This window comes from Streptomyces sp. NPDC054847 (genome assembly GCF_053610925.1).
Map to the genome: position 1 here is coordinate 1 of NZ_JBSGZJ010000234.1, position 10,920 is coordinate 10,920.

At 73.0% G+C, this 10,920-nt stretch carries 7 protein-coding genes and 1 pseudogene; 4 read left to right on the forward strand and 4 right to left on the reverse strand.

The window, feature by feature from the left end:
- Positions 1-27: 27 nt before the first annotated feature.
- Positions 28-465: a subtilase-type protease inhibitor gene (locus ACWGH4_RS21930; RefSeq protein WP_441261367.1), complete on the reverse strand. Its 438-nt coding sequence runs from the start codon at positions 463-465 to the stop codon at positions 28-30.
- A 334-nt stretch (positions 466-799) separates the two neighbouring features.
- Between ACWGH4_RS21930 and ACWGH4_RS21935 the strand changes: the two genes are divergently transcribed.
- Complete coding sequence (locus ACWGH4_RS21935; RefSeq protein WP_453463401.1) at positions 800-1,846, forward strand: PHP domain-containing protein; 1,047 nt, start codon at positions 800-802, stop codon at positions 1,844-1,846.
- On the opposite strand, the gene ACWGH4_RS21940 is transcribed toward ACWGH4_RS21935, so the two are convergent.
- Positions 1,836-2,456 (reverse strand): LysE family transporter, encoded by a 621-nt coding sequence (locus ACWGH4_RS21940; protein ID WP_441261369.1) that lies wholly within the window; start codon positions 2,454-2,456, stop codon positions 1,836-1,838. The two genes, ACWGH4_RS21935 and ACWGH4_RS21940, sit on opposite strands and share 11 nt — an antisense overlap.
- A gap of 441 nt (positions 2,457-2,897) precedes the next feature.
- Here ACWGH4_RS21940 and rsgA point away from each other — a divergent pair, with 441 nt between their 5' ends.
- The gene (gene rsgA / locus ACWGH4_RS21945) at positions 2,898-4,016 is read left to right on the forward strand and encodes a ribosome small subunit-dependent GTPase A (protein ID WP_441261370.1); all 1,119 of its coding nucleotides are present in this window, start codon (positions 2,898-2,900) and stop codon (positions 4,014-4,016) included.
- Positions 4,017-5,023: 1,007 nt separating this feature from the next.
- Here rsgA and ACWGH4_RS21950 read toward each other — a convergent pair.
- Positions 5,024-5,509 (reverse strand): DUF456 domain-containing protein, encoded by a 486-nt coding sequence (locus tag ACWGH4_RS21950; protein WP_453463405.1) that lies wholly within the window; start codon positions 5,507-5,509, stop codon positions 5,024-5,026.
- Between the two features lie 17 nt (positions 5,510-5,526).
- Positions 5,527-6,519, reverse strand: coding sequence for a helix-turn-helix domain-containing protein (locus ACWGH4_RS21955; protein WP_441261372.1), 993 nt, complete (start codon positions 6,517-6,519; stop codon positions 5,527-5,529).
- Between the two features lie 186 nt (positions 6,520-6,705).
- Between ACWGH4_RS21955 and ACWGH4_RS21960 the strand changes: the two genes are divergently transcribed.
- Together ACWGH4_RS21960 and ACWGH4_RS21965 are read left to right on the forward strand one after the other, a co-directional pair.
- Positions 6,706-10,449, forward strand: coding sequence for a S8 family peptidase (locus ACWGH4_RS21960; protein WP_453463408.1), 3,744 nt, complete (start codon positions 6,706-6,708; stop codon positions 10,447-10,449).
- Positions 10,450-10,584: 135 nt separating this feature from the next.
- Positions 10,585-10,920, forward strand: a pseudogene (locus ACWGH4_RS21965) (protein phosphatase 2C domain-containing protein); the annotation flags it as partial.

Below are 10,920 nucleotides of genomic sequence, written 5' to 3' on the forward strand. Positions count from 1 at the left end.
GCGTTCCGCCGTGGCCGCCCGGCCGCCTCAGAAGTCGAAGAGCACGCCGCTGCCGCTGCTCCGGATGCACGCGTTGCCGAAGGTGTGGGCGTAGTCGACGCGCGTGCCGTTCCACACGCCGTCCACGGTCACCGTCACCGGATCCCACTGCTTGGTGCAGACGACGCTCGGGTCCCGTGTGGTGATGGCGTCGAAAGCGCCCTCCGCGGCGCGGAGTTCCGCGCAGGCGGCCTTCGCGGCGGGATGGGTGCCGGTCGCCGTGGGCGTGCAGCTCAGCGTCACCGCGCGCAGCACCGTCCCGGCCGCCGCGTCTTCCCCTGTCGTGACGGTCAGCACGAGGGCCGACGGCGGGTACAGCCTCTCCGGCCCGGGCTGCGCGGAGTTCGCGCTCCCCACGGCGGGCGCCGCGACGAGAGCCAGCGTGGTGGTGGCTGCGAGCGCGAGGCCTCTGGCGATGTACCGCATTTCGAACACTCCTTGGGGTCGTTGTTTCGGAAATCGGACGGGAGTCTTACTCACCGCGGTGAAGAACGCTTGGCCCTGTGCACGGTTTCGGTCACGCCCGGTGATGCCCGGAGGGCAGGCGGTGACCGGGTCGGCGATGCTGACCAGCGGTTCAGTAGGTCGCCGAATCGGCCGAAGAAAGACGTTCGAGGTGGTTGAGCAATTGAATATAAGGCTCACGAATTCTTGAACCGTTGATTGAAAGGCGCGGCGATGTTCAGGCCTGTGTTGCTCCCGCGTTGGACGACCGGTCGGCATCGGGGTTCACTGAGCTGAGGACCCCAGGGAGGTGACGATGGAACCGGTCGAGGCCCTGAATCGGGTGGCCTTCCTCCTGGAACGCTCACTCGCGGAGACCTATCGCGTCCGCGCCTTCCGCACCGCCGCCGCGGCCCTCGCCGAACTCGACGCGCAGGAGATCGCCGGCCATGCCGAGGCCGGATCGCTCGTCAAGATCAAGGGAATCGGCCCCAAGACCGCCCGCGTGATCGAGGAGGCCCTCGCCGGCGGAACCCCCGCGTATCTCCAGCGGCTCGAGGAAGAGGCCGGGGCGCCGCTCGCCGACGGCGGCAGTGCCCTGCGCGCCGCGCTGCGCGGCGACTGCCACCTGCACTCCGACTGGTCGGACGGCGGCAGCCCCATCGACGAGATGGGCCGTGCGGCAGCCGCCATCGGCCACGAATGGGCCGTCCTCACCGACCACTCGCCCACCCTCACCGTCGCCAAAGGGCTCACCGCGGAACGGCTGCGCGCCCAGCTCGACGTCGTGGCCGAACTCAACAAGGAATGGGCGCCCTTCAGGCTCCTCACCGGCATCGAGTGCGACATCCTCCCCGACGGCAGCCTCGACCAGGATCCCGAACTGCTGGACCGCCTCGACCTCGTCGTCGCGTCCGTCCACTCCAAACTCCGCATGGACTCCGCCGCGATGACCGGGCGGATGGTCCGCGCCGTCGAGAACCCGCTCACCGACGTCCTCGGCCACTGCACCGGACGGCTCGTCACCGGCGGCCGTGGCACCCGGCCCGAGTCGCAGTTCGACGCGGACGAGGTGTTCGGCGCCTGCGCCGAGCACGGCACCGCCCTGGAGATCAACAGCCGCCCCGAACGGCGCGACCCGCCGCGCCGGCTGCTCCGCCGCGCCGTCGCGACGGGCGTCCTCTTCGCCGTCGACACCGACGCCCACGCGCCCGGACAGCTCGACTGGCAGATCATCGGCTGCGCCCGCGCCGAGGAGTGCGGGGTGCCGGCGGAGCGGGTGATCAACACCTGGACGGCGGACGAGGTCCTCGAGTGGACCCGGACCAGGCGACCGCCCGCCGCAGGCCGGGTCAACCGCTGAACATCAGACGGACCGCCAGGAAGACGATCACCCCGTTGCCGATCAGCGCTGTGGTCAGACGACCCTTGTCGCTGGTGAGGACACGACCGACCAGCGCCCCGCCGACGGCCAGCAGTGCCTGCCAGCCCGCCGACGCGGCGAACGCGGCGACGACGAACAGCAGGCCGCCCATCGGAGGCCAGTCGTCGTTGCGGAGCGCCAACACCAGGGCGGAGAAATAGACGATGGTCAGCGGGTTGAGGACAGTGAGCCCCAGGAACTGCAAGTAGGCGTGGAGCGGCCGCCTTTCCTCCACCCGCTGGACCGGCCCGGGGTCGAGCGAGCGGCGGACGGCGTCCGCCAGTCCCTTCGCCGCGAGGACGAGCAGCACGACCGCCGCCGTCCACCGCATGGGCTGCGCGACGGGCTGGAGCAGGCCGGCCAGCGCCGCGCCCGTCAACGCGGCGATCAGCGCGTACAGACCGTCGGCCGTCGCCGTCCCCATCGCGCCCGCGAGACCCGTACGCAGCGACGTCTGCGCGGAAAGGGTCACGATCATGACGGTGACCGCGCCGACCGGCATGGCGATGCCGAGACCGGCCAGCGCGCCCGAGATCAAGATGTCGTACACAACTTCCCCCGTGATGGGCGCACTCCGACCGCGCCGATCCAACTGCCGTGCCGAACGGCCGGTCAAGGCGATTTCCGACCCACGCGACGAGGCCGACGAACCTCGACGCACGAGGCCGACGGCCCTCGAAGCCGAGACCGCCGGACGCCGCGAGCCGGCGCACGGAACGGGTCGCACAAATAGGTGGCGCACCGCCCCGGGGCGCCGCTATCGTTCTGCTCGTTCCGGGCCGCGGCAGTTCGCCGTACCCGGCCGAACAGTGTTGGTTCGTCGAGAAGAAGACGAGCAGGAGGTGAGGACATTGATGACTGTCACGGTGACGGGCGCCGCCCGCGTTCAGAGGTTCATCATCGTTTCCACCCCTGTGGCCTCCGGCTGACACCCACTCGACGTCCGCGCGCGGAGCGCGCGCTGCCGGGGCCGCCCTTCGAAGGGTTCCCCTTGTTCAACACCCAGCCCCACACGTCTTCCACCACCTCTGCCGCCCAGGACACGCTCGCCCCGTACGGGTGGGACCCGGCCTGGGAAGCCGAATTCGCACCGTACGCCGCCCAGGGCCTGCTGCCCGGCCGCGTCGTACGCGTCGACCGCGGCCAGTGCGACCTCGTCACGCCGCGCGGTCCGCTGCGCGCCGACACCGAATTCGTCACCCCCCGCGACCCGATGCAGGTCGTCTGCACCGGTGACTGGGTAGCCGTCGACCCCGACGGCGACCCCCGGTTCGTACGGACCCTCCTGCCGCGGCGCACCGCCATCGTGCGGTCGACGTCGTCCAAGCGGTCGGAAGGCCAGGTGCTCGCCACCAACATCGACCACATCGTCATCTGCGTCTCGCTCGCCGTCGAACTCGACCTCGGCCGGATCGAACGCTTCCTCGCCCTGGCGTGGGAAAGCGGGGCGCAGCCGCTGATCGCCCTCACCAAGGCCGACCTCGTCCCCGACGTCACCGGGCTGTCCTACCTCGTACAGGACGTCGAGACCACCGCGCCCGGCGTCCAGGTCGTCCCCGTCAGCTCCACCACGGGCGAAGGCGTCGAGGTCCTCACCGCCATCGTCTCCGGCGGCACCAGCGTGCTGCTCGGCGTCTCCGGAGCCGGCAAATCCACCCTCGCCAACGCGCTCCTCGGCGAGGACGTCATGGACGTCCAGGCCACCCGTGACGTCGACGGCAAAGGCCGGCACACCACCACCACCCGCAACCTGCTCGTCCTGCCCGACGGCGGAGTCCTCATCGACACGCCGGGGCTGCGGGGCGTCGGACTCTGGGACGCCGAAGCCGGCGTGCACCAGGTGTTCTCCGAGATCGAGGACCTCGCCGCGCAGTGCCGCTTCCACGACTGCGCCCACGAGGCGGAGCCCGGCTGCGCCGTGCTCGGCGCGATCGAGGACGGCACGCTGTCGGAACGGCGGCTCGACAGCTACCGCAAGCTGATCCGGGAGAACCAGCGGATCGTGGCCAAGACGGACGCGAGGCTGCGGGCGGAGATCCGGCGCGACTGGAAACTGAAGGGCGCGCAGGGGAAGGCGGCGATGGAGGCCAAACGGGGGCGCCTCCGCTGACCCGGGCGAAGCCCGGTCCAGCGCGTGTCGCCCCTGGCGGGGCGCGGGGCCATGTCCGTGGCGCGGACCGGTGTCGCCCTGCGGGCGGGGCCCGGCACGGGGGCCTCGCGGGCCCGGCGCGGCCCGGTCGTGTGTTGCCCCCGGCGGGGCGTGGCGCCCCCGCGGGCGTGTCCCGGTCCCGACCGGCCGGCCCCGTCAGGGCGCGGCGCTGTAGGGGTTCGCCCCTGGGGCGTGGCTCGGTCCAGTGGCGTGTCGCCCTGGGGGCGGGGTCCGGCACGAGGGCGAGTCGCCCGTGCGCCCGTCTCGTGCGGGGTGCGTTGCGCCCCTTGCGGGGCGTGGCTGCGCGGGTGGGTGGTGCGGGGGGCGGGGCCTCCGGAGGGGGGTGCCCGGAATGGCTGTCCTCACCGCGCTTCGCGCGAGTTGCGACGCTTTACTTCCGGACACCCCTCCTCCTCCGACCCCACCCCCCTCCCGTCCGGTGCCGCCCCTTCGGACGGTGGTCCGTCCATGCGGGACGGTGGTCAGGCCTCTGGGCGGGGGCAGCTCCACGCTGGGGCTGCGGTCCCGCCTTGGGCGGCGGCTCCGGTCGGGCCGGGCGGCGAGTGGAGCGGGCCTTGGGCGGGGGCCGGTGGCCGGTTTGTCGGCGGGCGGGAGGTGCCCGTAGCGCGGCGCGGAGCTGCCGCTCGGGGGTGTGGGCCGCCAGCCCCCACGAAATCACCCTCCCAGGGGCCTGGGCGGCCAGCACAGGGGTCCGGGCCGGGGGCCGGCCCGGGCCCGTGCGCTGCCGGGGCGGGCAGGGCTGTCGCGGGGCGAAGCTGCCGTCATGGGGGTGTGGGGGCGCCGGCCCCCACAAACCCCTTCCCCTCCCGGGGAGGGGGCTGGGGGCGTCAGCCCCGTGGGGTCCGGGGCCTGCCCCGGTTTCGGGAAGGGGCGGGGTGGGGAAAGGTCCCGCGCAGCGGCACGGCCCCCGTCGGGGGAAGGGGCGGGCGCCCGGGCCGGCCCCGGTGCTAGCCGCCGGCCAGCACCGCGCCCACCCACGCACCCACCACCAGCAAGCACCCCATGAGCTCCACCAGCACGCTCGTGCCCGCCGCGCGCATCACCGCGCGGGTCGAGGCCATCGCAGGGCCGTGGCCGCCCAGCCGGAGGCGTTCCGAGCCGTAGATGCCACCCACGAAGCCCGGCACCGCGCCGATGACGGGCAGCAGGACGAATCCGGCCAGCGCGCCGAGGCCCGCCGACGCGGCCATCCGGCGGGTGATGCCGAGGCCGCGTAGTCGGCGGTTCGGCAGCAGCCAGACGATGACCTGGTTGACGAGCAGGACCGCCGTCGCGCCGACGAGCAGGAACCACGCCAGGCCCGTCTGTACGTGCAGGGACCACCAGAGCACGGCGGCCCACACCAGCCACGGCCCCGGGACGCCCGGGACGATCACCCCGAGGAGACCCAGCAGCATCACCCCGCCGACCATGAGGAGCTGCCATACGCCCACATGCCAAGCGTGCAGGATCAGGGGCGGTCGTGCAGGTCGCGCGCCACCCAGCCCTTCGCGTAGGCGTGCCAGCCCAGCTGGAGGCGGGTGGTCACGCCGGTGAGCTCCATCAGCCCCTTGACCCGGCGCTGCACGGTCCGCAGGCCCAGGTCCAGCTGCTTGGCGACGCTCGCGTCGGTCATGCCGGCCAGGAGGAGCGAGAGGATCTCCAGGTCCGTGGTGTCCGGGCCGGAGACGTCCTCCTCGATCCCGCGCACCCCCAGCCGCAGGGGGAGCGCCTCACGCCAGACCGCTTCGAAGAGGCCCATCAGCGACTCCAGCAGCCCGCTGGCGTGGACGACGAGCGCGGCGGGCTCGGCGCCCCGGCCGGTCAGGGGCACCATCGCGAGGGTGCGGTCGGCGATGACGAGCTTCGTCGGCACCCGGTCGACCACCCGGACCTGTTCGTCACGGCTCAGGGCCGCCGACAGCTCGGTGATGCCGTCGGGCTTCGTCAGCACCTCGCGTTCCAGGACGACCCGGTACGCGACGCCCCTGGACGTGGCGTTCTCCTCGGCGTCGTTGTCCATGCCGCTGACGGCGATGGGGTTGCCGGTGACCAGCGCGCAGACCTCCTCCGTCGCGCCGAGCTGAAGCTGTCCGAAGCGGTGCACCACGGCACTCGCCCCGGTCACCACCTCGACGAGGTCGTGGACGGCCGGCTCGTCCGACTCCGCCCGGTACTCCTCGGCGAGCAGCGCCGCCGCCAGTTCCGCCTGCTCCAGTTCGTGCCGCTGCTGCGTCAGCAGGGCGCCGAGCGCCACACCGGGCGGCGCCGCCACCCAGCGGCCGGTGCGCGCGGACGACTGCGCGGCCAGCCCCTGCTGCTCCAGCCGGCGCAGGGCCCGCTCCGCGTCCGGCTCCGGCATCGCCAGCCGGCGTGCGAGATCGGAGATCTCGGCGGCCCCCAGCGCCACCAGCGCGCGGTACGCCGACTCCTGTCTTTCGTCGAGCCCTATCGCTCCCAGCACGGAACCCCTCCCCGGACGTGCGCCTGTCCGTCGCCGTGGCGGAAATCGGCCACGGCGTGAACCCGCCTCGGACATCATCCCCGCATCGGCCGCCGCTCTGCCAATGTGGCCGCCACCGCAGCACCAACAGCCTCCGGCAGCGGGGCCTTTGTGGCCTTTTGCGGCCGGATTCAGATGGGGAGAGCGATGCGCCCGATATCGCGTACGGCACTGGGGGCGGCAACAGCCGCCGTGCTGGCCGTCACGGCGATCGCACCGTCGGCGGCCGCAGGGCCGCAGGACGGGGCGACCGAGAAGAGACCGCTGGTCGGCAGCGAGGCCGCCGCACGGCAGGGGGAGCGGCCGGTCACGGTCACGCTCGTGACCGGGGACCGTGTCCTCGTCGGCCGGGACGCCTCAGGCGCGCCGTCCGCCACCGTACTGCCGCGTCCCGACGGCACAACGGCCACGACGCAGACCCGCCGCTCGGGTCAGGACCTGTACGTCTATCCGGAGGGTGCCGCCGCCGCGCTGGCGGCCGGCACCGTCGACGAGCAGCTTTTCAACGTCACCGGGCTGGTCCGCCAGGGCTACGACGACGCGCACACCTCGGCACTGCCGCTGATCGCCACCTACGGCGGCGACGTGGCCCGCTCGGCCCCGGCCGTCCCGCGCGGCGCGAAGCGCGGGCTCGTACTGGAAGCCGTCGGCGGAGTCGCCCTCAAGGCGGACAAGAAGCAGGCGGCCGACTTCTGGGCGGACGTCACGAACACCCGCTCCCGGGCGGCCGCCGGACTGAAGAAGCTGTGGCTGGACCGCAAGGTCGAGGCCACCCTCGACCGCTCCACACAGCAGGTCGCGGCCGATCTGGCCTGGGCCGCCGGATACGACGGCAAGGGCACCAAGGTCGCCGTGCTCGACACCGGCGTCGACGCCGAACACCCCGACCTCAAGGGCCGGGTGACCGCCGCGGAGAACTTCACCGACTCCGACACCCCCGGCGACAGCCATGGGCACGGCACCCACACGCTCTCCACCGTCGGCGGCTCCGGCGCCGCGAGCGGCGGCAGGAACAAGGGCGTCGCCCCCGGTGCCGAGCTGCTCAGCGGCAAGGTCCTGAACGACTACGGCAACGGTGCGGAGTCCTGGATCATCGCCGGCATGCAGTGGGCGGTCGACCAGAAGGCCGACGTCGTCTCCATGAGCCTCGGCAGCCCGCAGCCGACCGACTGCACCGACCCGATGAGCACCGCGGCCGAGGAACTCGCCCGCACCGAGGGCACGTTGTTCGTCGTCGCCGCCGGCAACGCGGGCCCGTCGCACAACACCGTCTCGTCGCCCGGCTGCGTGCCCGGCGTCCTCACGGTCGGCGCCGTCGACCGCGACGACAGCACGGCCCAGTTCTCCAGCCGGGGACCCGCGATCGTCTCCCACACGCTGAAGCCCGAGATCGCCGCGCCCGGCGTCGCCATCTCGGCCGCCGCGGCCGGCGGCCGGGGCCCGTACGCGTACCGGTCGATGTCCGGCACCTCCATGGCCACCCCGCACGTCGCCGGCGCCGCCGCGGTCGTCAAGCAGCGCCACCCCGACTGGACCGCGCAGCAGATCAAGGCCGCGCTGGTGTCCTCCGCCAAGTCGTCCGTCCCCGGCGACGTACGCGAGACCGGCGGCGGCCGGCTCGATGTGAAGGCGGCCGTCGACACGACCGTGACCGGCGCGCCCGCCGTCCAGGGCGGCACCTTCGCCTGGCCGCAGGACGACAGCGACCGGACCACCGTCCAGATCCCCTACACCAACAGCGGCGACAAGCCCGTGCGCCTCGACCTGGCCGTGCGGAAGGTGACCGGCAACGACGGCTCGCCCGTGCGCTCCGGGATCGCCGGGCTCGGCGCGCGTGCCGTGACCGTCCCCGCCGGTGCGACCGTCAAGGTCCCCCTGACCCTGGACCCGTCGGCGCGCATCGACCGCGCCCAGTACGGGGACATCACCGGCCGCGTCGTCGCCACCGGTGGCGGCGTCACCGTCTCCACGCCGTTCTCGCTGTACGTGCAGCCGGAAACGGTCAGCCTGCGCGTCAAGCTCGTCGACCGCGAGGGCGAGCCCGCAGCCGGATCGTCCTCGCTGGACGTCATCGGAACCGACGACGCGACCGGTGAACGCCGCTTCAACGACGGCGCCGCCGACCAGGTCTACCGGCTCCGCCCCGGCTCGTACTTCCTCTCCTCCTTCGTCACGTCCGGCGACGGCACCGTCAGTTACCTCGGCCGCCCCGAGATCGAACTGACGAAGGACACGACCGTCGTGCTCGACGCGCGCAAGGCGCACCGCCTCGGCATCGAGACCGACCGCGGCTCCGAGGTCCGGATGGGCACGCTCGGCTTCGCCCGCGGCTGGGACGACACCTGGCTCCACGCCGGCACGATCACCGGCGGCCGCACGGTCACCGGCTTCTACGCCGACGTCCAAGGCCGTGCGAAGGACGGCGACTTCGAGTTCGCCAGCCACTGGCGCGCCTACGCCCCGCTGATCGACGAACTCACCGTCGAGGGCGGCCCCCGACTGCGTGCCGTCGCCGCGAGCACGGGATCGGTCAATCTCGACGGCACCGGCACCGCGGGCCTCGTCGACGCGGGCACCGGAACGCCCGCGGAGCTCGAAGCGGCGGGCGTCAAGGGCAAGTTCGCCCTCGTGCACGTCCCCGACGGTGGCATCGGCGCCGCCACCGCGGCACGCAACGCCAAGGCGGCCGGCGCACTCGCCGTCGTCGTGCACCGCGACGCGCCCGGCATGTACCTGCCCTCCATCGGCTACGGCACCGCCCCGCGCCCGGTCATCGGCATCGAGGCCGCGGAGGCACGACTCCTGCTCGAGCGGCTGGCCGACGGCCCGGTCTCCCTGCGCTGGAAGGCCACCGCCAAGAGCCCGTACGTCTACAACCTGAGCTTCCCCGAGCGCGGCCCCATCACCTCCGACCGCACCTACCGGGTCCGCGACACGAAGCTCGCCAGGAACGACACCACGTACCGCGCGATGGGCGTCGCCGCCGACTACCGGGACGTCGTCGTCGCGTACAGCCCCAGCGGCATCCAGGCGTCCCTCTCCGGCATCGACCTGGTGCCGGCGCCCGGCGAGCGCGCCGAGTTCTACACCCCCGGTGACACGCGGTGGGAACACCACGTCTCCTCCAGCTTCCCCTGGGGCGAGCTCATGTCCGACCCGGCCCGCACGTACGAGCCCGGCGAACGGCGAGAGGAGAGCTGGTACGGCGGCGTGCTCGCCCCGGCCGCGCCCCTCGACGCGTCGGGCCGGCAGGGCCTCGCAGCCGAGCGTCAGGGCAACCTCATCGGTGTGGCCCCCGCGTTCTGGCGTGACAGCGAACATGTGGGATCGGCCGGGTCGTTCGGCGACATCGGCAACACCCGCCTGGTCCGCGACGGCGAGGAGGTCGGCCGGACCCCGTACCCGTTCGGTGTCTACGAGGTCCCCGCCGGCGACGCCGCCTACGAACTGACCATGATGACGATGAAGATCGGCTCGCCGGCCGCGGTCTGGAAGCGGTCCACCCGTCTGGAGACGACCTGGAAGTTCCGTTCGAAGCTTGACGAGAACGTGTACTCCCAGGGCATCCCGCTCCTCTTCCCGGACTACGAACTCCCCGAGGACGGCCTCAAGACCGTCGCCGCGAGCGACGGCCTGCGGATCGGCCTGAGCGCCACGGGGCACGCCGGTTACCGGCCCGGCGCGCTCACCGGCGCCAAGCTGTCGTACTCGTACGACGGCGGGCAGACCTGGACCGAGGCGGCCACCGGACGACAGGGCGACGGCACCTGGAACGCGACCGTGAACCACGCGGGCGGGTCCGGCAAGGCGGTCACCCTGAGAACCGAACTGACGGACGCCCACGGCAATTCCGTCACCCAGCTCGTGGTCGACGCCTACGCGGTGCGCTGACGCGCAGACGCGCCGATCACGACCGGTCCGCCGGGCGTCCTTCCCGTGGGGGGTTGGGCCGCCCGGCGGACCTTTGGCGGGTGTCTTTTCGTCAATGCCCGTTTTCTGGCCGGGGGTGCGGTCGACAATAAGGGCATGAGTGAGCAGGGGGACAGGCCCAACAGGCCTACCACCGAAGACGACTGGTGGAGCCGGCTGTACGACGACTCCGCCCCGGACACCGGCCGCCCGACCGCGTCCGCCGATTCTCTGGATGACCGCTTCGACTCGGCATCGGGCACGGTGACCGCGCGTCCGCACGCGTGGTGGGACCGCCCGCCGTCACCGCCCGAGGGGCGCGTGGGGGAACGGGGCGTCCGTGGCGACGGCCCCGCGGCCGGGGCCCCTCCGGTCCCCGCCCGCCCGGCGGGCCCTCCGCCGTCTCCCGCACCGGGCGGACCCGGCGTCGGGGACGAGCCGCAGGGTGCGGCT

What these genes read in the sequence shown, in the direction of transcription:
- ACWGH4_RS21935 (WP_453463401.1), top strand. Translation starts at nt 800, where the DNA reads ATGGAACCGGTCGAGGCCCTGAATCGGGTGGCCTTCCTCCTGGAACGC.
- ACWGH4_RS21960 (WP_453463408.1), top strand. Translation starts at nt 6,706, where the DNA reads ATGCGCCCGATATCGCGTACGGCACTGGGGGCGGCAACAGCCGCCGTG.
- ACWGH4_RS21930 (WP_441261367.1), bottom strand. Translation starts at nt 465, where the DNA reads ATGCGGTACATCGCCAGAGGCCTCGCGCTCGCAGCCACCACCACGCTG.